The sequence below is a fragment of the Streptomyces sp. CRN 30 genome, from assembly GCF_034105845.1.
In genome coordinates this window covers 1-21869 of record NZ_JAVRHI010000361.1, presented here as the reverse complement: position 1 = coordinate 21869, position 21869 = coordinate 1, and the positions used below count along the sequence as shown (strand labels likewise).

Below are 21869 nucleotides of genomic sequence, written 5' to 3'. Positions count from 1 at the left end.
CATGAGTTCCCCCGTCTCCGCCGTGCCCCGGCTGGTCGTCGCCGCGCCCTCCTCGGGCAGCGGCAAGACCACCGTGGCCACGGGGCTGATGGCCGCCCTCGCCGGGCGGGGGCTCGCCGTGTCCCCGCACAAGGTCGGCCCTGACTACATCGACCCCGGGTACCACGCGCTCGCCACCGGGCGGGCCGGGCGGAACCTCGACGCGTACCTGTGCGGACCGGAGCTGGTCGCTCCGCTGTTCCTGCACGGGGCGCGCGGCTGCGACATCGCCGTGGTCGAAGGGGTCATGGGGCTGTACGACGGGGCCGGCGGCGAGGGCGAACTCGCGTCCACCGCGCAGGTGGCGAAGGTGCTGCGGGCACCCGTGGTGCTCGTCGTGGACGCGTCGTCGCAGTCGCGGTCGGTGGCGGCGCTGGTGCACGGGTTCGCGTCCTGGGACCCGGGAGTGCGGATCGGGGGCGTCATCCTCAACAAGGTGGCCTCCGACCGGCACGAGGAGCTGCTGCGGGAGGCGCTGGACGCCTCCGGGGTGCCCGTACTGGGCGTGCTGCGGCGGGCGCCGCAGGTGGACACACCGTCCCGGCACCTGGGACTGGTTCCGGTCGCCGAGCGGCGGGCCGAGGCGGTCGACGCCGTGGCCGCCATGGCCGCGCAGGTGCGGGCCGGATGCGACCTGGACGCGCTGCTCGCGCTGGCGCGGGGCGCCGGCGCGCTGCCGGACGCGCCGTGGGAGCCGCCCCTGTCCACGTGTACGGAGCGTCCGGTCGTCGCCGTCGCCGGCGGGCCCGCCTTCACGTTCTCGTACGCCGAACACGCCGAGCTGCTCACCGCCGCCGGGGCGGAGGTCCTCACCTTCGACCCGCTGCGGGACGAGGACCTGCCCGAGGGGACGGGCGGACTGGTCATCGGTGGCGGGTTCCCCGAGGTGTACGCCGCGGAGCTGTCCGCCAACGAGCCGCTGCGCAAGGCCGTCGCGGTCCTCGCGGAGAGCGGCGCGCCCGTCGCCGCCGAGTGCGCCGGGCTGCTGTACCTCTGCCGGGAGCTGGACGGGCTGCCCATGTGCGGGGTGCTCGACGCGACCGCGCGCATGGACGCGCGGCTCACGCTCGGGTACCGGGACGCCGTGGCCGTCGGCGACAGCGTCCTCGCGCCCGCCGGTACGCGGATGCGGGGACATGAGTTCCACCGGACCGTCGTCGAGCCCGGCGCGGGACCGGCGCCCGCCTGGGGCGTGCGCGCTCCCCGGCGGCGGGTCGAAGGATTTGTCCAGCAGGGCGTGCACGCCAGTTACCTGCACACGCACTGGGCGTCCGAGCCCGGTGTCGCCCGTCGGTTCGTGGAGAGGTGCCGGACGTCATGAACGGCGAGAACAACGAGATCAACAGGCTTGTCGGCGTCGGGGTCGGCCCCGGTGACCCGGAGCTGGTGACCGTCAAGGGGGTCAACGCGCTGCGGGCCGCCGAGGTGGTCGTCGTCCCCGTGATGGCTGCGTCGGACGGAACCGACGGCGGAGAGCGGGGGCGCGCGGAGGCTACCGTGCTCCACTACGTGCCCCAGGAGAAGGTCGTCCGGGTCGTGTTCGCGCTGAACGAGCGGTCCGACCGGGCGCGTCGCGAGGCGGCCTGGGACGCGGCCGGGGAGCGGGTGGCCGAGCTGCTGCGCCGCCACGGTTCCGTGGCCTTCGCGACGATCGGCGACCCCAACGTGTACTCCACGTTCACCTACCTCGCCCACACCATCGGGGAGCTGGTGCCGGGGACGGTCGTCGAGACCGTGCCGGGCATCACCGCCATGCAGGACCTGGCCGCGCGGTCGGGCGCCGTGCTGACGGAGGGCACCGAGCCGCTGACGCTGGTGCCGGTCACCGCGGGGTCGGCCGTGCTGAAGGACGCGCTGCACGGGCCGGGCACGGTCGTGGCGTACAAGTTCGGGCGGCAGGCGCACGAGGTGGCCGCCGCGCTGCGGGAGACCGGCCGGATCGAGGACGCGGTGTGGGGGTCGGCGCTGGGGCTCCCGGAGGAGTCGATCCGGCCGGCCGCCGACCTGGACGACGCCCCGCTGCCGTACCTGTCCACGCTGATCGCACCCGCGCGGCGCGACGGCGGCCGCGGCGGGAAGCTGTGACGGCCACCGCCCCCTGAACTCCCGTCCGCACCACCCGCTTCACCCACGTTCCGTACGAGAGGACCGATTCCCCATGGCCGATGCCCCCACCGGCAAGGTGACCTTCGTCGGTGCCGGCCCCGGCGCCGCCGACCTGCTGACGATCCGTGCCGCCCGCGCCATCGCGGCGGCGGACGTGCTGATCTGGGCGGCCAGCCTGGTGCAGGCGGAGGTCCTCGACCACGCGCGCGAGGGCGCCGAGATCCTGGACTCGGCGGCCATGTCCCTGGAGGACGTCGTCGCCGTCTACGAGCGCGCCCACCAGGAGGGCCTGCAGGTCGCCCGCATCCACTCCGGCGACCCCGCCCTGTGGGGCGGTACCCAGGAGCAGCTGGACCGGTGCGCGGAGATCGGCATCGCGACGGAGGTCGTCCCGGGGGTCTCCTCCTTCTCCGCCGTCGCGGCGCTCGCCCAGCGCGAGCTGACGATCCCCGAGGTCGCGCAGTCCGTGGTGCTCACCCGGCTCGGCGGCGGGAAGACGCCGATGCCACCGGGCGAGGAGGTGCGGGAGTTCGCGAAGCACGGCACGACGATGGCGGTGTTCCTGTCGGCCGCGCGCAGCGGTCAGCTCGTGCGGGAGCTGCTGGAGGGCGGCTACCCCACGAGCACGCCCGTCGTCGTGGCGTACCAGGCGACGTGGCCGGAGGAGTTGGTCGTGCGGTGCACGATCGAGACCCTGGAGGAGACCGTCAAGGAGCACAAGCTGTGGAAGCACACGCTGTTCCTGGTCGGCCCGGCCCTCGCCGCCCACGGCACCCGTTCGCACCTGTACCACCCGGGGCACTTCCACGGCTACCGCAAGGCCGACCCGGAGGCCCGCAGGGCCCTGCGCGAGGAGCGGGCGCGGGAGCGCGGCCGGGAACGCGAACGGAGCACCCAGGCGTGATCACCGTCATCGGTACGGGCACGGGGGCGCCCCTCGCCCCGGACGCCCGGGCCGCGCTGGCGGGGGCGGCGCTCGTCGTGGGCGGCCGGCGGCACCTGGAGGCGGCCGGGCTCCCCGGCACCGTGGAGCGGATCGTCCTCGGCCCGCTGGCGCCCGCGCTGGACGCGGTCGAGGAGCACCTCGCGAAGCCGCGCGAGGACGGACGGGAGACGCCGGTCGTCGTCCTCGCCTCCGGCGACCCCGGTTTCTTCGGGATCGTCCGCGCGCTCGCCGAACGGTTCGGGCCGCGGCGGCTCGACGTACGGCCCGGGGTGTCGTCCGTCGCCACCGCGTTCGCGCGCCTGGGGCTGACCTGGGACGACGCCGTGGTGGTCAGCGCGCACGGGCGCGAGGTGCGCACCGCGCTGAACGTGTGCCGGGCCCGCCCGAAGGTCGCCGTGCTCACCGGACCGGGCGCCGGTCCGGCCGAGCTGGGGGCGGGGCTGCGGGCGAGCCGCCGGGTGCTGGTGGTGGCGTCCGCGCTGGGCGATCCCGCGCGTGAGCGGCTGGAACGGGTGACGCCGGCCGAGGCCGCGGCCCGCGACTGGGGCGACGCGGTGAACGTCGTGCTGTGCCTGGACGAGGAGCGCCTCGCGGAGCCCGGCGGGGCACGGACCGTGGCCGGAGCGCCGCCCGGGCCCGCCGGATGGGCGCTCGCCGAGGACGCGTTCGCGCACCGCGACTCGATGATCACCAAGTTCGAGGTGCGGGCGCTGGCGCTGGCCCGGCTGGGGCCGCGCCCGGGCGACCTGGTGTGGGACGTGGGCGCGGGCTCCGGGTCCGTGGCCGTGGAGTGCGCGCGCTTCGGTGCCGCCGTCACCGCGGTGGAGAAGACCCGGGACGGGGTGGAGCGCGTCCGCGCCAACGCCGCCGCACACGGGGTCGACGTCCACGTGGTGCACGGGGCGGCGCCGACCGTGCTGTCCGATCTGGACGACCCGGACGCGGTGTTCGTCGGCGGCGGGGGGCGCGAGCTGCCCGCCATCGTCACCGCGTGCGCCCGGCGCGCCCGGCGGGCCGTGGTGGTCGCCGTGGCCGCCCTGGACCGGGTGCCCGCGGCGCGGGAGGCGCTGGTCTCGGCCGGGTTCGGCTGCGACGGCGTGCTGCTCCAGTCGTCCCGGCTCGCGCCGCTGCCCGGGGACGTGACCCGGCTCGCGGCGGCCAATCCCGTCTTTCTGCTGTGGGGCGTGCGGCCCCCGGCAGCCATGAACGTCGAAACAGACGTCGAAGCAGACGCTGAATCAGATGTCAGAACAGACGTCGAAGCAGAAGGAGTTGCCCAGTGATCGGCCTGATTTCCGCCACCGCGGCGGGCGCGGCGGCCCGTGACCGGCTGGCCGCGGCGTGGCCGGACCGTACACGCGTGTACGACGGACCCGTGGCGGACGCCGTACGGCGGGCGTTCGGGGAGTGCGAGCGGCTGGTCTGCTTCCTCGCGACCGGCGCGGTGGTCCGGCTGGTCGCGCCGCTGCTGGACGACAAGACCACCGACCCGGGCGTGGTGTGCGTGGACGAGGCGGGCCGGTTCGCCGTGTCCCTCGTCGGCGGGCACGGCGGTGGCGCCAACGCGCTCGCCCGCGAGGTGGCCGGGGTGCTGGGCGCGGAACCGGTGGTGACGACGGCGACGGACGCCGTGGGCCTGCCGGGTCTGGACACCCTCGGCCTTCCGGTGGAGGGCGATGTCGCCGGCGTGACCCGGGCCCTCCTCGACGGTGCGCCGGTCGCGCTGGAGGCGGAGGTGCGCTGGCCGCTGCCGCCGCTGCCGGTGGCGGACAGTGGTGCGTACACGATCCGGCTGACGGACCGTCTCGTCGAGCCCGTCCCCGCCGGGCGCGAGGTGCTGCTGCGCCCGCCGACCCTCGTCGTGGGCGTGGGCGCCTCGAAGGGTGCCCCGGCGGAGGAGGTCCTCGGACTGGTCGGGACGGCACTGCGGGACGCGGGCCTGTCCGTGCGCAGTGTCGCCGAGCTCGCGACCGTGGACGCGAAGGCGGACGAGCCCGGCATCGTGACGGCGGCCGAGCGGCTCGGCGTTCCCCTGGTCACGTACGGCGCGGAGGAGCTCGCGCGCGTGAGCGTGCCCAACCCGTCCGACGCGCCCCTCTCGGCCGTCGGCACGCCGTCCGTGGCGGAGGCCGCGGCCCTGGCGCGCGGTGGTGAACTCCTCGTCCCCAAGCGGAAGTCGGAGCGCCCGGACGGCCGGCCCGCCATGGCGACCTGCGCGGTCGTACGGCGCCCGGGGCGCGGCCGCCTCGCCGTCGTCGGGCTCGGTCCCGGCGCCCGCGACCTGCTCACCCCGCGCGCGGAGGCGGAGCTGCGGCGCGCGTCGGTGCTCGTCGGCCTGGACCAGTACGTCGACCAGATCCGCGACCTGCTCCGCCCGGGCACCCGCGTCCTGGAGTCCGGTCTCGGCGCGGAGGAGGAGCGGGCGCGCACGGCGGTCGCGGAGGCGCGGAAGGGGCACGCGGTGGCCCTGATCGGCAGCGGCGACGCGGGCGTGTACGCGATGGCGTCGCCCGCGCTGGCCGAGGCCTCCGACGACATCGACGTGATCGGGGTGCCCGGCGTCACGGCGGCGCTCGCGGCCGGGGCGATCCTCGGCGCGCCCCTCGGCCACGACCACGTGTCGATCAGCCTCTCCGACCTGCACACGCCGTGGGAGGTCATCGAGCGACGGGTGCGGGCGGCGGCCGAGGCCGACATCGTCGTCACCTTCTACAACCCGCGCAGCCGGGGCCGTGACTGGCAGCTGCCCGAGGCGCTGGCGATCCTCGCGGAGCACCGGGAGCCGGCGACACCGGTGGGTGTCGTGCGCAACGCGTCCCGCGCGGACGAGTCCAGCCGGCTGACCACGCTGGCCGCCCTGGACCCGGCGACCGTCGACATGATGACCGTGGTGACCGTCGGCAACACCGCGACCCGTGCGATCGCGGGCCGCATGGTCACGCCGCGCGGCTACCGCTGGCAGGAGGAGCCGAAGTGAGCCCTGCGCGATCCCTACCGAAGTGCGCAGCGAAGTCCCTACCGCAGTCCGTCCTGGAGGAGAAACCGTGACCACCCCGCCCCCCGCCCTGCTCATCGCCGGTCACGGCACCCGGGACGACGCGGGCGCCGAGGCGTTCCGCTCCTTCGTCCGGGAGCTGGGGCGCCTCCACCCCGACCTGCCCGTCGCGGGCGGGTTCATCGAGCTGTCCCCGCCGCCGCTGGGCGAGGCCGTGGCCGAGCTGGTCGAGCAGGGCGTGCGCCGGTTCGCCGCCGTGCCGCTGATGCTGGTGTCCGCCGGGCACGCCAAGGGCGACATCCCGGCGGCGCTGTCCCGTGAGAAGGAGCGCCACCCCGGGATCTCGTACACCTACGGGCGTCCCCTCGGCCCGCACCCCGCCCTGTTGAACGTGCTGGAGCGGCGGCTGGACGAGGCACTCGCGGACGGCTCCGCCTCCGGCGCCGTGGCCGACCGGTCCGAGGTGACCGTGCTGCTGGTCGGCCGCGGGTCCACCGACCCGGACGCCAACGCCGAGGTGCACAAGGCGGCGCGGCTGCTGTGGGAGGGCCGCGGGTACGCGGGCGTGGAGACGGCGTTCGTGTCGCTGGCCGCGCCGGACGTGCCGGGCGGTCTGGAGCGGTGCGCGAAACTGGGCGCGCGGCGGATCGTCGTCCTGCCGTACTTCCTGTTCACCGGCATCCTGCCGGACCGGGTGCGGCAGCAGACGGAGGACTGGGCGGCCGCGCACCCGGAGGTCGAGGTGCGGTCGGCGGACGTCATCGGTCCGGAGCCGGAACTGCTCGACCTGGTGATGGAGCGCTACCGGGAGGCGGTGCGGGGCGATCTGCGCATGAACTGCGACTCGTGCGTGTACCGGATCGCGCTGCCGGGCTTCGAGGACAAGGTCGGGCTGCCGCAGCAGCCGCACTTCCACCCGGACGACGACGGCGACCACGGCCACCACCACGGTCACCACGGCGAGCACGGGCACCATGGGCACCACCACGACGGGCACTCCCCCTCGCATGCGCACTGAGCTCGACACGCACGACCTGCGGCACCACGGTGACGCCGAGGTCCGGGACGGCGGGGCCGTCCTCACCGACCTCGCGGTGAACGTGCGCGCGGGCACGCCCCCGCAGTGGCTGCGGGAGCGGATAGCGGACTCCCTCACCGCGCTCGCCGCCTACCCCGACGGGCGGGCCGCGCGGGCCGCGGTGGCGGCGCGGCACGGGCTGCCCGAGGAACGGGTGCTGCTGACCGCGGGCGCCGCGGAGGCGTTCGTGCTGCTGGCCCGCGGGCTGCGGGTGCGTCGGCCCGTGGTGGTGCACCCGCAGTTCACGGAGCCGGAGGCGGCGCTGCGGGACGCCGGGCACACGGTCGGCCGGGTGCTGCTGCGCGCGGCGGACGGCTTCCGGCTGGACCCGGCGGCCGTGCCCGAGGACGCGGACCTGGTGGTCATCGGCAACCCCACGAACCCCACGTCGGTGCTGCACCCGGCGGCGGCGATCGCCCGACTCGCCCGGCCCGGTCGGACGCTGGTGGTCGACGAGGCGTTCATGGACGCGGTCCCGGGCGAGCGCGAGGCGCTGGCCGGCGTGACGGACGTGCCCGGGCTGGTCGTGCTGCGCAGTCTGACCAAGACGTGGGGGCTGGCCGGGCTGCGCATCGGCTACGTCCTCGCGGCGCCCGGCACGATCGCCGCGCTCGAACGGGCCCAGCCGTTGTGGCCGGTGTCCACGCCCGCCCTCGCCGCCGCCGAGGCGTGCATGGCGCCGCGGGCGCTGGCGGAGGCGGAGGAGGCGGCCCGCCGGATCGCGGCGGACCGTGCGCACCTGGTCGCCGGGCTGCGTCGGTTCGGCCCCCACGGGCTCGTGGTGGCCGAACCGGCACAGGGACCGTTCGTCCTGGTCCGGCTGCCGGACGCGGCAGCCGTCCGGGACCGGTTGCGCGGCCTGGGCTTCGCCGTGCGCCGGGGGGACACGTTCCCCGGCCTGGACACGGAGTGGCTGCGCCTGGCGGTGCGGGACCGGGGGACGGTGGACCGGTTCCTCGGGGCGCTGGAGGGGGCGCTGACAGCGACGCGGCGCTGAGGGCCTGTGGGGGCGGGGTGCGGGGGTGAGCGGGACGGATCAGATCCGTCCCCGGGCCCCGCACCCCGTCCCTCGAACGCCGCGGTGGCCGGTCGTCAGCGGCGGGCGCGCCGCGCCAGCACCACCGCTCCCCCGCCTGCCGCGAGCAACGCCACGGCTCCGCCCGCGATGTACGGCGTCATCGAGTTGCCGCCCGTCTCCGCGAGGTTCGCCCCGGACGCGCCGCCCTGTGGCGTGGCGCCGGCCGCCGGCGCGGCGGCCTTCTGCTGTCCGGCCTGCTGCCGGCCGGCCTGCTTCCCGGCCTGCTGGTCGTCGCCGTGCGCACCGTCCGGCTTCTCGCCGCCGGACCCGTCGCCCGTGGCCTCGCCGCCGCTGCCGTCGGTCCTGCCGTCGGCCCCGCCGCCCGGCTTTCCGGGACCGGAAGCACCGGACTCACCGGAACCGTCGGACTCATCGGATGCACCGGCCGCACCGGTTCCACCGGTGGCCCCCGGCGTCTCGCACGTGGCGCGGGCCAGCGTGACCGTCCCGTCCACCCTGGCCACGTTCGACTTCGACGGGGCGACGGACACCTGGAGTTCGAGCGCGGTGGCGGCCGCCGTGTGCGTGGTGGTCTCCGTCCTCGACAGGTCGAGCCGGACGGTGCCCACTCCCTTCGCCACGACCTCGGCCGTGCCCTTGGCGCTCAGCGTGACCTTCTTGCCGAGCACCGTGACCGACCCGGGCAGGTCGGCCGAGGCGGTGGGTGCCCTGCCCGTCTCGCAGACGGCCCGGGAGGTCACCTGCTCGACCTCGATCAGCGACAGCAGCGGCAGCCCCGGCACGTGCACCTTCGCGTGGACGAGCTTGACGGCCCCCTCGGCCCGCTGTCCGGTGACCGTCGCCCGGGCGGAGGCGACGTCCGCGCGTGCCACCGTGAAGGGGCGCCCCTTGTCGACACCCTTCAACTCGGCGGTGAGCAGGGTCTTCTCCGCACTCTGCGGCGCCTGCACGTCGTTGAGGGTGACGGCGAGCGGTACCCGTGCGGTCTTGTCGAGCAGGGCGACGTCCAGCTCCGTACGGAGCACGACGGCGCCGGCGCGGCCGTGGTCGCCGGTCGCGTGGGCGGAGGCGGCGCCGGCCAGGGCAGCGGGGCCGGCGGCCAGGGCGGTGGCCGCCGCGGCGACGGCTATCCGGCGTGCGGGCATGCGGAATGAGCGGTTGTTCACGATCCGGGACCTCACAGGAGAAAGAACAGAAGACGCTGCGCCGACGGGCGCAGCGGCCGCGGCAGACGCACTCTGACGCTCATGGCTGCGGCGGTCCGGGAATCGTGGCGCACGGGAGGTGCAGAAACATCATCTGACGAGGACTTCACTCCTTCGGGTGGATCTCGCCCCGCACCCGTGTCGGAGTCCCGCAGCGGAGCTGCCTCAGCGGCGCCCCAGGGCGTTCCTGACGCCCTAGGCCACGACCCTTCCGTCGAGCACCACCCGGCGCGGCGCCGCGAGCACCCGTACGTCGGCCCGCGGGTCCGTCCCGTACACGACCAGGTCCGCGGGCGCCCCCTCCGCAAGTCCCGGCCGGCCGAGCCAGCGCCGCGCGCCCCAGGTGGTCGCCGACAGGGCCTCGACCGGGGGGATGCCCGCGCCGACCAGCTCGGCGACCTCGTCGGCCACCAGTCCGTGCGGCAGCGTGCCGCCGGCGTCGGTGCCGACGTACACCGGGACACCGGCGTCGTACGCGGCCCGCACGGTGTCGTGGCGGCGGGCGTGCAGCCGGCGCAGGTGGGCGGACCAGCGGGGGAACTTGGCCGCCCCGCCGTCCGCGAGTCGCGGGAACGTGGCGATGTTGACGAGGGTGGGGACGATCGCCACGCCCCGCTCGGCGAAGAGCGGGATCGTGTCCTCCGTCAGGCCCGTCGCGTGTTCGACGCAGTCGATGCCCGCCTCCACCAGGTCGCGCAGGGAGTCCTCGGCGAAGCAGTGGGCCGTGACGCGGGCGCCGAGGCGGTGCGCCTCCGCGATGGCGGCCCGGGCGGCCTCCGGCGGCCAGCAGGCGGCCAGGTCGCCGAGGTCCCGGTCGATCCAGTCGCCCACCAGCTTCACCCAGCCGTCGCCCCGCCGGGCCTCCTGGCGCACGTACGCGACCAGGTCGTCCGGCTCGATCTCGTGCGCGTAGTTCCGGATGTAGCGGCGGGTGCGGGCGATGTGGCGGCCCGCACGGACGATCTTCGGCAGGTCGTCGCGGCCGTCGATCCAGCGGGTGTCGGACGGGGAGCCCGCGTCCCGCAGGAGGAGGGCGCCCGCCTCGCGCTCGGTGCGGGCCTGCTTCTCGGCGACGTCGTCGGGCACGGCACCGTGGGCGTCGAGGCCGACGTGGCAGTGCGCGTCGACCAGCCCGGGCAGGGCCCAGCCCGCGACGGTACGGACGTCGCGGGCGCCGGCGGGGCGGTCGTAGGTGATCCTGCCGCCGACGACCCACACCTCGTCCCGGACGTCCTCGGGCCCGACGAGCACCCGCCCCTTCACCTGCAGCACCACGTCCTCACCCATGGACGGCACCTTAGGGCCTGTGTCCCGGCCCTTCACCACCCCCGTCCGCCGCCCGGTCCGGGGCCCCGGTCCCCTCCTCCACGTCCGCCATCGCCGGGTCCAGGAGACGGGAGAGGAAGTGGCGGGTGCGTGCGTGGGCCGGGGCGCCGATGACCCGGTCGGGCGGGCCGTCCTCGACGATCACGCCGCCGTCCATGAAGACGACCCGGTCGGCGACCTCCCGCGCGAACGACATCTCGTGGGTGACGACCATCATCGTCATGCCCTCCTGCGCGAGCACGCGCATCACGGCCAGGACGTCCCCCACCAGTTCCGGGTCCAGGGCCGAGGTGGGCTCGTCGAAGAGCATCACCTCGGGGCCCATCGCCAGCGCGCGGGCGATCGCCACACGCTGCTGCTGGCCGCCGGAGAGGGAGGACGGGTAGGCGTCCGCCTTCTCGGCGAGGCCGACGCGCCGCAGGTTCTCGGCGGCCACCCGGGCCGCCTCCGCCTTGTCCCGCCCGAGGACCCGCCGCTGCGGCAGCGTGAGGTTCTCCGTCGCCGTCAGGTGCGGGAAGAGGTTGAACTGCTGGAAGACCATGCCGATGCGGCGGCGTGCGGCGTCGATGTCCACGTCCGGGTCGGTGAGCTCCGTGCCGCCCACGGTGACCCGGCCCTCGCTGGGCTCCTCCAGCAGGTTGACGCAGCGCAGCAGCGTCGACTTGCCGGAGCCGGAGGGTCCGATGACGCAGACGACCTCGCCCTGGCGGACCTCCAGGTCGATGCCGCGCAGGACGTGGTTGTCGCCGAAGGACTTGTGCAGCCCGGTGATGCTGATCTCCGGGTCCCCCGTGGCCGGCTTTCCGGTGCGCGTGCTCACTCGGTCCTCTCCGCTCACTTGGCCTCCCCCGCCTTGGCCTCCAGGCGTCGTACGACGAAGCCGAGCGGCACCGTCACCAGCAGGTAGCACAGGCCCGCGACCAGGATGGGCGTGGAGTTGGCGGTCTGGCTGGCCAGGTCGCGGCCGAACTTCGCCAGTTCCCGCTCCTCCAGCGTGACCCCGAGGAACAGCACCAGCGAGGAGTCCTTGAACAGGAGGACCAGTTCGTTGGTGAGCGGCGGGATCACGATCCGGAAGGCCTGCGGAATGATGATCGACACCATCGCGCGGCCGTAGGAGAAGCCCAGTGAGCGGGCCGCCTCCATCTGCCCCTTGGGTACGGCCTGGATGCCCGCGCGGATGGTCTCCGCCATGTACGCGGCGGAGACCAGGCCGAGGGCGAGGGCGACCTTGCCGTACGTGCCGCCCGGGATCTCGGTGCCCGGGAAGGCGAGGGGGACCGCGACGCCCACGAAGATGAAGATCAGCAGGGCGGGCAGACCGCGGAAGATCTCGATGTAGATCCCGGCGACCCAGCGGTACGGGCCGACGGACGACAGCCGCATCAGCGCGACCACCATGCCGAGGACCAGCCCGAAGACGAAGCCGGAGACCGTGTAGAGGACGGTGTTCCGCAGCGCCAGCGTGATGATGTCCGGGAACATCTGCTGGGCCAGGTCGAACTGGGCGAACTGGTTCCGCAGCCGTCCCCAGTCGGCCGTGACCGCGAGGGCGGCCACGGCGGCGACGAAGACGGCGTACTGCAGGGCGCGGGAGAGGGTCCGCCTGCGCCGGCGGGTCAGCCCCGGCCTGCGGGGCTTCACCCGGTGCGCCGCGTCGTCCGTGACGCTCATGAGGCGGACGGGGACGCGGAGGCGCCGCTCTCGTCGTACGGGCCGATCCACTTCTCGTAGATCTCCTGGTACGTGCCGTCGGCCCGCGCGTCCGTCAGGGCCTTGTTGATGGCGTCGACCAGGGCGGTGTTGCCCTTCTTGACCGTGAAGCCGTACCGCTCGCCGGTCTCGACCTGGCCGGCGAGCCGGAAGGCGTCGGCGTTGGCCTTGTCCTTGAGCCAGCCCTGGACGACCGGGTAGTCGATGACGACGGCCTGGACCTGGCCGGTGCGCAGCCCGTTGAGGACGGCGTCGGAGCTCTCGAAGGAGACCGGGTCGAAGCCCTGGTCCTTGGCGTGGTCCTCGCCCGTGGTCTGGGCCTGGGCGCCGAGCTTCTTGTTCTTGGCCTTCACGTCGGCCAGGGAGGTGAGGCCGCTGTCCTTGTCGACGAGGACGGCCTGGGTGGCGTCGAAGTACGGGTCGGAGAAGTCGACGTTCTTCTTGCGCTCGTCGGTGATCGTCATGCCGGCCGCGGCCAGGTCGCACTCGCCGGAGTTGAGGAACGCGCCCGTCTTGAAGTTCTCGAACGGCGTGTCGAGGATCTGCTGCTCCACCCCCAGTTCCTCGGCCACCAGGTCGATGAGGGACACGTCGAAGCCCTGCACCTTGCCGTCGATCTCCGACTGGAAGGGCGGGTACGGCAGGTGGGTGCAGGTGGTGAGCTGTCCGCCCTTGACGAGGGTGACCCCCTTGACGGTGGTCCCGCCGCCGTCGTCGCCGGAGGAACAGCCGGTCAGGAGCAGCAGCCCGGCTGTCGCGGTGGCGGCGGCCAGGACTCGGCCGCGACGGCCGAGGACCGTGGTCACGGGGTTCACAAGGACCTCCTGCAGGAGATGGATACGCTCTTCCACGTACTTCCGACACCGATAACTTCCACCCTTTGGCCATTGGTACCCCTGAGCAGAGAGAGCACCACCGTGACGCACCCCTTCCTTGATCTGCCGCCGATGGACGCCGCGCGGTTCGCCTCGATCGAGGACCGCGTGGCGCGGCTGCTCGGCACCGCGCAGGACGTGGTGATCACCCAGGGGGAGGCGCTGCTGCCGCTGGAGGGGGCCATCCGGGGAGCCGCGGGGCCGGGCACCACCGCGTTGAACGTGATCACCGGGCCGTACGGGCAGACCTTCGGCGACTGGCTGCGCGACTGCGGGGCGACGGTGGTCGACCTGTCCGTGCCCTTCCACACGGCGGTCACGGCGGAGCAGGTCCGCGAGGCGCTCGCCGCCCACCCGGAGATCGACTTCGTCTCGCTGGTGCACGCCGAGGCGGCGACCGGCAACACCAACCCGGTCGCGGAGATCGGCGCGGTGGTGCGGGAGCACGGCGCGCTGTTCTACCTGGACGCGGTCGCCTCCGTCGGGGCGGAGCCGGTGGAGCCGGACGCGTGGGGCGTGGACCTGTGCGTCATCGGGGCGCAGAAGGCGATGGGAGGTCCTGCGGGGGTGTCGGCGATCTCGGTGAGCGAGCGGGCGTGGGCGCGCATGGCGGCGAACCCGCGGGCGCCGCGCCGCTCGTACCTGTCCCTGCTGGACTGGAAGGAGCGGTGGATCGACGGCGGCCGCCGCGCCCTGCTGCACGCCCCGGCGCAGCTGGAGATGCTCGCGCTGGAGGCGTGCCTGGAGCGGATCGAGGCGGAGGGCCTGGACGCGGTGACGGCCCGGCACGCGTCCGCCGCGGCGGCGACCCGCGCGGGGGTGCTCGCCCTCGGCGGGGGCCTGGAGCCGTACGTGCACCGGGCCGCGGACGCGGCACCGGTCGCCACGACGCTGCGCACGCCGGACGGCGTCGTCGCCTCGGAACTGGTGGCCCGGGTCCTGGCGTCGGATCCCGCGCTGCCGCTCGTGGCGGGCGGCGGCGCACTGGCGAAGAACATGGTCCGGCTCAACCACTACGGCCCCCACGCCACCCCGGGGTCGGTGCGGGCGTGCCTGGCGGCACTGGGCACGGCACTGGACGGGCGGGGGCCGGAGGTGGATGTGCGGGGTGCGTACCGGGCGGTGGAGGAGGCTTGGGCGTAGCGGCCCGCACCCCGCGTTCGAACGCTTGTGCAATGCTGCCCGCATGACGCCGCACACAGGACGCCTGACCCTCCCCGACGGCCGCCCCGTCCCCCTCATGACGGGCGACGAGCGCCCCATGCTGGAGAGCTGGCTCGACTTCCACCGGGCCACGCTGGAGCTGAAGTGCGCCGGGCTCGACGACACCCAGCTGCGGTCCACGCCGGTGGAGCCGTCGTCGCTGACCCTGCTCGGTCTGGTCCAGCACCTCGCGGAGATCGAGCGGAATTGGTTCCAGCGGGTCTTCGCCGGCCAGGACGTACCGCCGGTGCACGGGGAGCCGACCGGGTACGCGCTCATCCCGGAGCGGGGCATCGACGAGGCGCTGGAGGTCTGGCGCGAGGAGGTCGCCCGCGGCCGGCGGCTGTGCGCCGGGCGGCCGCTGGACGAGGTGGGGCGGATTCCGGACGACTCCCCCGCGATGGCGGGGGCGGAGGTCAACCTCCGCTGGATCCTCATCCACCTGATCGAGGAGTACGCACGGCACAACGGGCACGCCGACCTCCTGCGGGAGCGGATCGACGGCACCACGGGCGCGTAGCGCTTCCCGCGATATCTTCTTCCATTGCCGTAACCCATTTATTCGGCTGATCCAGCCGGGTTTCCATTTAGCTTCTGCCCGCTTCCGCCGAACTTAAACAAGGCGATTCGGCGAACGCCCGCCGAGGTAATTCGGGCCTGTTCCGTGAAGGTTACAGACATGTGATCAACTCAACATGGCGCCCTTTTTGTGTGGTATTTTTCGGGCAAAACTGAACCTTTCGCTCCCCTCTCACGCGGCCGCACGCACTCGCGTGATAACACGTGTACGCGCCATGTGTAACCCCGATCGGCGATGCAATTTCACCTTTTGCTGGGTAAGTTCAATTTGCATGACAGCTGCACAAGCAGACCTGCCAGAACTGCCTGCCGAATTCCTGAAGATGCCCGAGGGGCTGTGGATCGACCGTCCCGACGTGGCCGACGGCGCCGCGCTGTGGCGCCTCGCCCGGGACTCCCGCACCCTCGACCTCAACTCCTCCTACAGCTATCTGCTGTGGTGCCGTGACTTCGCCGGCACCTCGGCGGTGGCGCGCGACACGGCGGGGCGGCCCGTCGGTTTCGTCACCGGCTACGTCCGCCCCGAGGACCCGCACACCCTGCTCGTGTGGCAGGTGGCCGTCGACCCGGCGCACCGGGGCCGCGGCCTCGCCGGGGCGCTGCTGGACGGGCTGACCGCCCGGGTCGCCCAGGAGCACCCGCTGACCACCGTCGAGACCACCATCACCCCGGGCAACACCGCCTCCGAGCGCCTGTTCGCCTCCTTCGCCGTCCGGCACGGGGCGGGGGTCGAGCGCGAGGTGCTGTTCGCGGCGGACCTGTTCCCCGACGGACCGCACGAGCCCGAGGTCCTGCACCGCATCGGCCCGCTGTCCCGCTGAGCGCCCGGCCGCCTCTCCCCACCCACTTCCCCCGATACTCATCGCATCGAGGAGCGACTTCGCCGTGACCATCACCCAGCCCGACCTGAGCGTCTTCGAGACCCTGGAATCGGAGGTGCGCAGCTACTGCCGCGGCTGGCCCACCGTCTTCGACCGTGCGCGGGGCAGCCGTATGTACGACGAGGACGGCCACGCGTACCTGGACTTCTTCGCCGGCGCCGGATCACTCAACTACGGGCACAACAACCCCGTACTCAAACGGGCCCTGATCGACTACCTGGAGCGCGACGGCGTCACCCACGGGCTCGACATGTCCACCTCCGCCAAGCGCACCTTCCTGCAGACGTTCCAGGACCTGGTGCTGCGACCGCGCGACCTGCCGTACAAGGTCATGTTCCCGGGCCCGACGGGCACCAACGCAGTGGAGTCCGCGCTGAAGCTGGCGCGGAAGGTGAAGGGGCGCGAGGCCATCGTGTCCTTCACCAACGCCTTCCACGGAATGTCGCTGGGTTCGCTGGCCGTGACCGGCAACGCCTTCAAGCGGGCCGGGGCGGGCATCCCGCTGGTGCACGGCACCCCGATGCCGTTCGACAACTACTTCGACGGCGCGGTCCCGGACTTCCTGTGGTTCGAGCGGCTCCTGGAGGACCAGGGCTCCGGGCTCAACAAGCCCGCCGCCGTGATCGTCGAGACGGTGCAGGGCGAGGGCGGCATCAACGTCGCCCGTGTCGAGTGGCTACGCGCGTTGCAGGACCTGTGCCACCGGCAGGACATGCTGCTGATCGTCGACGACATCCAGATGGGCTGCGGCCGCACGGGCGCCTTCTTCTCCTTCGAGGAGGCGGGGATCGTGCCCGACATCGTCACCGTCTCCAAGTCGATCAGCGGTTACGGCCTGCCGATGTCGCTGTGCCTGTTCAAGCCCGAGCTGGACGTCTGGGAGCCGGGCGAGCACAACGGCACCTTCCGCGGCAACAACCCCGCGTTCGTGACGGCGACCGCCGCCCTGGAGTCGTACTGGGCCGACGGCTCCGCCATGGAGAAGCAGACCCGCGCCCGGGGCGAGCAGGTCGAGCAGGCGCTGATCTCCATCACCGAGGAGAACCTCGCCGACGTGCGCGAGTACCGGGGCCGCGGGCTGGTCTGGGGCCTGGAGTTCCACGAGAAGGAGCGCGCGGAACGGGTCGCCCGGCGCGCCTTCGAGCTCGGGCTGCTCATCGAGACCTCCGGTCCGGAGAGCGAGGTCGTCAAGCTGCTGCCCGCCCTGACCATCACGCCCGAGGAGCTGGACGAGGGCCTGCGCGTCCTCGCCCGCGCCGTCCGCGAGACCGTCCGCGAAACCATCTGAACCACCGCACACACCACCACGAGGAGGCGAAGGGAACACCGTGATCGTTCGTTCGTTCAAGGACATCGAGGGCACCGACCGGCACGTGAAGGCCGCCGGCGGCACCTGGGAGAGCAAACGCATCGTCCTCGCCAAGGAGAAGGTCGGCTTCTCCCTGCACGAGACGACCATGTACGCGGGCACGGAGACGTCGATGTGGTACGCCAACCACATCGAGGCCGTGCTCTGCGTCGAGGGCGAGGCCGAACTGACCAACGACGAGACCGGCGAGAAGCACCTGATCACGCCCGGGACGATGTACCTCCTGGACGGCCACGAGCGCCACACCATGCGTCCCAGGACCGACTTCCGCTGCATCTGCGTCTTCAACCCTCCGGTCACCGGACGGGAGGACCACGACGAGAACGGCGTCTACCCCCTGATGACCGAGGAGGTCTGAACCCGATGACCACGCTCACCGACCTGTACCCGACGCGCGGCGCCGAAGAGGTCTCCGTCCCCCGCCAGGACCCGGTCGTCTGGGGCGCGCCGGACACCCCGGGGCCGATCTCCACCGCGGACCTCCACGGCTACGAGCGCGACGGCTTCCTCTCCGTCGACCAGCTCATCGGGGACGACGAGGTGGCGCTGTACCGCGCGGAGCTGGAGCGGCTGGTCGCCGACCCCACGCTGCGGGCCGACGACCGCTCGATCGTCGAGCCGGCCTCCCAGGAGATCCGCTCGGTCTTCGAGGTGCACAAGATCAGTGAGGTGTTCGCGCGGCTGGTGCGCGACGAGCGCGTGGTGGGCCGGGCGCGGCAGATCCTCGGCTCGGACGTCTACGTCCACCAGTCCCGGATCAACGTGAAGCCCGGCTTCGGTGCCTCCGGCTTCTACTGGCACTCGGACTTCGAGACCTGGCACGCCGAGGACGGTCTGCCGAACATGCGGACGGTGTCCGTGTCGATCGCGCTGACCGAGAACCTCGACACCAACGGCGGCCTCATGATCATGCCGGGGTCGCACAAGACGTTCCTCGGGTGCTCCGGGGAGACGCCGAAGGACAACTACAAGAAGTCGCTGCAGATGCAGGACGCGGGCACGCCCTCGAACGAGGCGCTGACCGGGTTCGCCGCCGAGCACGGCATCAAGCTCTTCACCGGGCGGGCCGGTTCGGCGACCTGGTTCGACTGCAACTGCATGCACGGCTCGGGCGACAACATCACGCCGTTCCCGCGCAGCAACGTGTTCATCGTGTTCAACAGCGTGGAGAACGCGGCGGTCGAGCCGTTCGCGGCGCCGGTGCGCCGGCCGGAGTTCATCGGGGCCCGGGACTTCACGCCGGTGCGCTGACGTCCCGCCGTCGCGGCCGCAGGACGGGCCGGGCATCCCGCACGGGGTGCCCGGCCCGCGGCCGTCCGGGAACGGGAGCCGCCGGTCAGCCCTCCAGGACGTCGAGGAGCCGGTCGACGTCGGCGGGTGTGTTGTACAGGTGGAAGGCGGCCCGCAGGTTGCCCGCGCGGTCGGAGACCTCGATGCCGGCGCGGCTCAGCTCCGGCTGCCGCCGGCCCAGTCCGGGCACCGAGACGATGGGCGAGCCGGGCGCGGGGACGGGCTCGTGGCCCAGCCGGGCGAGGCCCGCGACGAAGCGCCCGGCCAGGGCGAGGTCGTGCTCCTGGATGTGCCGTACGCCCAGCTCCTCGACCAGTTCCAGGGAGCGGCGGGCGCCCGCGTAGGAGAAGAGGGCCGGGCTCTCGTCGAACCGGCGGGCGGAGTGGGCGAGTTCCTCGACGGGCCCGTAGCAGCTGTCCCAGGGCTTCTCCCCCGCGACCCAGCCCGCGAAGACCGGCGTGAGCCCGCCGAGGTCCTCCGGGACGACGAGGAAGGCCACGCCGCGCGGGCACAGGAGCCACTTGAAGGCGACGGCCGAGACGAAGTCGTAGGCGTCCGCGTCCAGGGGCAGCCAGCCCGCGGCCTGGGAGGCGTCGACGTAGGTGCGCGCCCCGTGCGAGCGGGCCGCCTCACGGATCGCGTCCAGGTCGGCGATCCGGCCGTCGGCGGACTGGACGGCGCTGACCGCGACGAGCGCGGTGCCCGGACGCACCGACTCGGCGATCCGCTCCAGCGGGACGGTGCGCACCTTGAGGTCGCGGCGCACGTGGAACGGGTTCAGCACGGAGGTGAAGTCGGCCTCCGCGGTGAGGACTTCGGCGCCCTCGGGCAGGGAGGCGGCGATCAGTCCCGTGTAGACGGCGACCGAGGCGCCGGCCGCGACCCGGCGGTCCGGCACCCCCGTCAGCCGGGCGAAGGCGGACCGGGCCGCCTCCACGTCGGCGAACATGTCGGTGGGCCGGCCGGCCGCCGCGGACTCCACGGCCACCCGCAGGGCGTCGACCGTACGGGCCGGCGGCAGGCCGGTGCTCGCAGTGTTCAGGTAGGTGGTCTTCGGGGCGAACTCGGTGCTCACGAGGGTCTCGAAGCTGGTCTCCATGGGACCACTGTGTGCTCCGGTGCGCGCGCCGTCCACGGAATTCCTACTTCTGCTGCTCCGGTACGGCGCACCCGTCCGGCCCGCAGACCTCCCCCGCGGCGCCGTCCTGCACGAGGGTCAGCGGGGAGCGCTCGCCCCAGGCCTGGGTCAGGGCCCGGGTGAAGACCTCGGCGGGCTGGGCGCCCGACACGCCGTACTTGCGGTCGAGGACGAAGAACGGGACGCCGTTCGCGCCCAGCTCGGCGGCCTCGCGCTCGTCGGCACGGACCTCGTCGGCGTACGCGTCCGGGTCGTCGAGGACCTCGCGCACCGTGTCCGCGTCGAGGCCGGCCGCGACGGCGAGCTCGACCAGGTACGCGTCGGCGTCGGCGAAGACGGACCGCTCCTCGGCGAAGTTCGCCCGGTACAGGTTCTGCAGCAGGGCGTCCTGCCGGCCGTGCTCCTTCGCGAGGTGCAGCAGCCGGTGCATGTCGAAGGTGTTGCCGTGGTCCCGGCCCTCGGTGCGGTACGCCAGGCCCTCGGCGGTGGCCTGGGTGCCCAGGTTCTCCTCGCCGGCCCGCGCCTGCGCCTCGCTCATGCCGTACTTCTGGGCCAGCATGGGCAGCACCGGCTCGACGTCTCCCTTGGCCCGGCCGGGGTCGAGCTCGAAGGAGCGGTGGACGACCTCCACCTCGTCGCGGTGCGGGAAGGCCTGCAGCGCCTTCTCGAAGCGGGCCTTGCCCACGTAGCACCAGGGGCAGGCGATGTCGCTCCAGATCTCGACGCGCATGTCTACGGGTTCCTCCGGTTCGTACGGCTCGGCGGAGACCTCCTCCGCCCCATTTCCGTGAACATTCAAAAACCTCGCCGTATTCCCGGGGGATCCCGGGAATCCCGGATTCCGTCGAACCGCCCCTCCGGCAATCCGCGCCTTCGCCACAGCATCGGTGCGAATCACCTTTATCGAGGGCCGCTTTCCCGCGCCTCACCACAGACGTCCGCCGCGAACATCCACCGTGGACAGCTACCGCGGGGTAAGGGCCCGGCACCGACTGCTTTATGATCGTCGGACGAGCCGCCGTCTCTGTGTCAGCACCCTTTATCACGGGTGTATTTGGCAACCGCGAACACGAATTGTTCAGCGATCCCCCACGCGACTCCCACAAGTGTGAAGAAAGGTGAACAGCATGGCCCTCGGACTGCTCCGACGCCGGCGTTCCAAGAACGGCCACGGCGCCGCGGCGGGCCTCACCGTCCCCCTGCCGCAGGGCGCGGGCGCGATCGGCTGCGAGGTCGTGGACCCCATGGGGCAGCCCATGGGAGGAGCCGATGTCACGGTCACCGCACTGGACACCCACCGCGTCGCGACCCGCGGCACCACCGACCCCTTCGGCTTCTTCATGGCGACGCTGCCGCCCGGCAGCTACAGCATGATGATCGCGGCCGAGGGCCTGTCGCCCTCCCGGGAGACCGTCGAGATCCAGCCCGGCGTGTCCCTGCCCACCCAGCGCGTCGAGCTCCAGCCGGCCCGCCAGCTCGAGCTGCCGTCACCGGGCACCTGGCTGTTCGACCCGCCGCACACCGCGATCCGGTTCATCGCCAAGCACGTCGGCATGGCCCATGTGCACGGCCGCTTCACCCGCTTCGACGGCGGCATCCAGGTCGCGCAGAACATGGCCGACTCCCGGGTGTCGGTGCGCATCGACGCGGCCAGCATCACCACGGGCAACAACACCCGTGACAACCACCTGCGGTCCGCCGACTTCCTCGACGTCGAGCGGTACCCGTACATCGACTTCACCAGTACCCGCTTCGTGTACCGCGGCGGCTCCAAGTGGACGCTGCAGGGCTCGCTCAGCATGCACGGCATCAGCCGCTCGGTCGGCCTGGACACCACCTACCTCGGCATGGTGAACGGCGGCTACGAGCAGGAACTGCGCTGCGCGGCGCTGGCCAAGGCGGAGCTGCACCGCGAGGACTACACCCTCAACTGGCGCTCGATGCTGGCCCGCGGCATCGCGGTCGTCGGCCCCACCATCCAGCTGGAGCTGGACGTCCAGGCGATGTACCGCACGCACGACACGCCCACGCCGCCGGAGTAGACGTGGCACACATGCCGGAGTCCCGGCCGCCTGAGGCGGCCGGGA

21 protein-coding genes are annotated in these 21869 nt (G+C 73.2%); 14 read left to right on the top strand and 7 right to left on the bottom strand.

Annotated features, from left to right (window positions below):
- The first annotated feature begins 1 nt into the window (after nucleotide 1).
- The 7 genes from UW392_RS38230 to cobC all read left to right on the top strand — a co-directional run bounded on the left by UW392_RS38230 (nucleotide 2) and on the right by cobC (nucleotide 8161).
- Nucleotides 2-1360 carry a cobyrinate a,c-diamide synthase gene (locus UW392_RS38230; protein ID WP_320779839.1) on the top strand — a complete coding sequence of 453 codons (1359 nt, stop codon included), beginning with the start codon at nucleotides 2-4 and terminating at the stop codon, nucleotides 1358-1360.
- On the top strand, nucleotides 1357-2124 hold the full coding sequence (gene cobI, locus UW392_RS38225; protein WP_320779838.1) for a precorrin-2 C(20)-methyltransferase: 768 nt from the start codon (nucleotides 1357-1359) through the stop codon (nucleotides 2122-2124). Before UW392_RS38230 ends, cobI begins: the two co-directional genes overlap by 4 nt.
- Nucleotides 2125-2197: 73 nt before the next feature.
- Nucleotides 2198-3049 (top strand): precorrin-4 C(11)-methyltransferase, encoded by an 852-nt coding sequence (gene cobM / locus UW392_RS38220; RefSeq protein WP_320779837.1) that lies wholly within the window; start codon nucleotides 2198-2200, stop codon nucleotides 3047-3049.
- Nucleotides 3046-4374 (top strand): precorrin-6y C5,15-methyltransferase (decarboxylating) subunit CbiE, encoded by a 1329-nt coding sequence (gene cbiE, locus UW392_RS38215; protein WP_320779836.1) that lies wholly within the window; start codon nucleotides 3046-3048, stop codon nucleotides 4372-4374. The genes cobM and cbiE overlap by 4 nt, the downstream gene beginning before the upstream one ends.
- Nucleotides 4371-6068, top strand: coding sequence for a precorrin-3B C(17)-methyltransferase (gene cobJ, locus UW392_RS38210; RefSeq protein WP_320779835.1), 1698 nt, complete (start codon nucleotides 4371-4373; stop codon nucleotides 6066-6068). Before cbiE ends, cobJ begins: the two co-directional genes overlap by 4 nt.
- Nucleotides 6069-6135: 67 nt before the next feature.
- A complete protein-coding gene (locus UW392_RS38205) occupies nucleotides 6136-7104 on the top strand; it encodes a sirohydrochlorin chelatase (RefSeq protein ID WP_320779834.1) in 969 nt (322 codons plus the stop codon).
- Nucleotides 7094-8161, top strand: coding sequence for an Rv2231c family pyridoxal phosphate-dependent protein CobC (cobC, locus tag UW392_RS38200; RefSeq protein WP_320779833.1), 1068 nt, complete (start codon nucleotides 7094-7096; stop codon nucleotides 8159-8161). Before UW392_RS38205 ends, cobC begins: the two co-directional genes overlap by 11 nt.
- A gap of 95 nt (nucleotides 8162-8256) precedes the next feature.
- Here cobC and UW392_RS38195 read toward each other — a convergent pair whose 3' ends face one another.
- The 5 genes from UW392_RS38195 to UW392_RS38175 all read right to left on the bottom strand — a co-directional run bounded on the left by UW392_RS38195 (nucleotide 8257) and on the right by UW392_RS38175 (nucleotide 13253).
- Complete coding sequence (locus UW392_RS38195; RefSeq protein WP_320779832.1) at nucleotides 8257-9369, bottom strand: SCO1860 family LAETG-anchored protein; 1113 nt, start codon at nucleotides 9367-9369, stop codon at nucleotides 8257-8259.
- A 234-nt stretch (nucleotides 9370-9603) separates the two neighbouring features.
- Nucleotides 9604-10695 carry an amidohydrolase family protein gene (locus UW392_RS38190; protein ID WP_320779831.1) on the bottom strand — a complete coding sequence of 364 codons (1092 nt, stop codon included), beginning with the start codon at nucleotides 10693-10695 and terminating at the stop codon, nucleotides 9604-9606.
- A gap of 10 nt (nucleotides 10696-10705) precedes the next feature.
- Nucleotides 10706-11554 (bottom strand): amino acid ABC transporter ATP-binding protein, encoded by an 849-nt coding sequence (locus tag UW392_RS38185; RefSeq protein WP_320779830.1) that lies wholly within the window; start codon nucleotides 11552-11554, stop codon nucleotides 10706-10708.
- Nucleotides 11555-11568: 14 nt separating this feature from the next.
- Nucleotides 11569-12408: an amino acid ABC transporter permease gene (locus UW392_RS38180; protein WP_320779829.1), complete on the bottom strand. Its 840-nt coding sequence runs from the start codon at nucleotides 12406-12408 to the stop codon at nucleotides 11569-11571.
- The gene (locus UW392_RS38175) at nucleotides 12405-13253 is read right to left on the bottom strand and encodes a transporter substrate-binding domain-containing protein (RefSeq protein ID WP_320779850.1); all 849 of its coding nucleotides are present in this window, start codon (nucleotides 13251-13253) and stop codon (nucleotides 12405-12407) included. The genes UW392_RS38180 and UW392_RS38175 overlap by 4 nt, the downstream gene beginning before the upstream one ends.
- A gap of 111 nt (nucleotides 13254-13364) precedes the next feature.
- Here UW392_RS38175 and UW392_RS38170 point away from each other — a divergent pair, with 111 nt between their 5' ends.
- From UW392_RS38170 to thpD, 6 genes are all read left to right on the top strand, one after another.
- A complete protein-coding gene (locus tag UW392_RS38170) occupies nucleotides 13365-14465 on the top strand; it encodes a pyridoxal-phosphate-dependent aminotransferase family protein (RefSeq protein ID WP_320779828.1) in 1101 nt (366 codons plus the stop codon).
- A 43-nt stretch (nucleotides 14466-14508) separates the two neighbouring features.
- Nucleotides 14509-15045 (top strand): DinB family protein, encoded by a 537-nt coding sequence (locus UW392_RS38165; RefSeq protein WP_320779827.1) that lies wholly within the window; start codon nucleotides 14509-14511, stop codon nucleotides 15043-15045.
- A gap of 331 nt (nucleotides 15046-15376) precedes the next feature.
- A complete protein-coding gene (gene ectA, locus UW392_RS38160) occupies nucleotides 15377-15925 on the top strand; it encodes a diaminobutyrate acetyltransferase (protein WP_320779826.1) in 549 nt (182 codons plus the stop codon).
- 64 nt (nucleotides 15926-15989) lie between these two features.
- A complete protein-coding gene (ectB, locus tag UW392_RS38155) occupies nucleotides 15990-17273 on the top strand; it encodes a diaminobutyrate--2-oxoglutarate transaminase (protein WP_320779825.1) in 1284 nt (427 codons plus the stop codon).
- A 40-nt stretch (nucleotides 17274-17313) separates the two neighbouring features.
- Nucleotides 17314-17712, top strand: a complete 399-nt coding sequence (locus tag UW392_RS38150; protein ID WP_320779824.1) for an ectoine synthase — start codon at nucleotides 17314-17316, stop codon at nucleotides 17710-17712.
- A 5-nt stretch (nucleotides 17713-17717) separates the two neighbouring features.
- Nucleotides 17718-18605 carry an ectoine hydroxylase gene (gene thpD, locus UW392_RS38145; RefSeq protein WP_320779823.1) on the top strand — a complete coding sequence of 296 codons (888 nt, stop codon included), beginning with the start codon at nucleotides 17718-17720 and terminating at the stop codon, nucleotides 18603-18605.
- Nucleotides 18606-18690: 85 nt separating this feature from the next.
- Here thpD and UW392_RS38140 read toward each other — a convergent pair whose 3' ends face one another.
- Complete coding sequence (locus tag UW392_RS38140) at nucleotides 18691-19743, bottom strand: aminotransferase class V-fold PLP-dependent enzyme (protein WP_320779822.1); 1053 nt, start codon at nucleotides 19741-19743, stop codon at nucleotides 18691-18693.
- A gap of 43 nt (nucleotides 19744-19786) precedes the next feature.
- A complete protein-coding gene (locus tag UW392_RS38135) occupies nucleotides 19787-20512 on the bottom strand; it encodes a DsbA family oxidoreductase (protein ID WP_320779821.1) in 726 nt (241 codons plus the stop codon).
- 397 nt (nucleotides 20513-20909) lie between these two features.
- Between UW392_RS38135 and UW392_RS38130 the strand changes: the two genes are divergently transcribed.
- On the top strand, nucleotides 20910-21824 hold the full coding sequence (locus tag UW392_RS38130; protein ID WP_320779820.1) for a YceI family protein: 915 nt from the start codon (nucleotides 20910-20912) through the stop codon (nucleotides 21822-21824).
- Nucleotides 21825-21869 lie beyond the last annotated feature (45 nt).

Excerpts from the sequence above, each read along its gene's own strand:
- UW392_RS38230 (WP_320779839.1), top strand. The coding sequence starts at position 2 with ATGAGTTCCCCCGTCTCCGCCGTGCCCCGGCTGGTCGTCGCCGCGCCC.
- cobI (WP_320779838.1), top strand. The coding sequence starts at position 1,357 with ATGAACGGCGAGAACAACGAGATCAACAGGCTTGTCGGCGTCGGGGTC.
- cobM (WP_320779837.1), top strand. The coding sequence starts at position 2,198 with ATGGCCGATGCCCCCACCGGCAAGGTGACCTTCGTCGGTGCCGGCCCC.
- cobC (WP_320779833.1), top strand. The coding sequence starts at position 7,094 with ATGCGCACTGAGCTCGACACGCACGACCTGCGGCACCACGGTGACGCC.
- UW392_RS38190 (WP_320779831.1), bottom strand. The coding sequence starts at position 10,695 with ATGGGTGAGGACGTGGTGCTGCAGGTGAAGGGGCGGGTGCTCGTCGGG.
- UW392_RS38180 (WP_320779829.1), bottom strand. The coding sequence starts at position 12,408 with ATGAGCGTCACGGACGACGCGGCGCACCGGGTGAAGCCCCGCAGGCCG.
- UW392_RS38165 (WP_320779827.1), top strand. The coding sequence starts at position 14,509 with ATGACGCCGCACACAGGACGCCTGACCCTCCCCGACGGCCGCCCCGTC.
- ectA (WP_320779826.1), top strand. The coding sequence starts at position 15,377 with ATGACAGCTGCACAAGCAGACCTGCCAGAACTGCCTGCCGAATTCCTG.
- thpD (WP_320779823.1), top strand. The coding sequence starts at position 17,718 with ATGACCACGCTCACCGACCTGTACCCGACGCGCGGCGCCGAAGAGGTC.
- UW392_RS38140 (WP_320779822.1), bottom strand. The coding sequence starts at position 19,743 with ATGGAGACCAGCTTCGAGACCCTCGTGAGCACCGAGTTCGCCCCGAAG.
- UW392_RS38135 (WP_320779821.1), bottom strand. The coding sequence starts at position 20,512 with ATGCGCGTCGAGATCTGGAGCGACATCGCCTGCCCCTGGTGCTACGTG.
- UW392_RS38130 (WP_320779820.1), top strand. The coding sequence starts at position 20,910 with ATGGCCCTCGGACTGCTCCGACGCCGGCGTTCCAAGAACGGCCACGGC.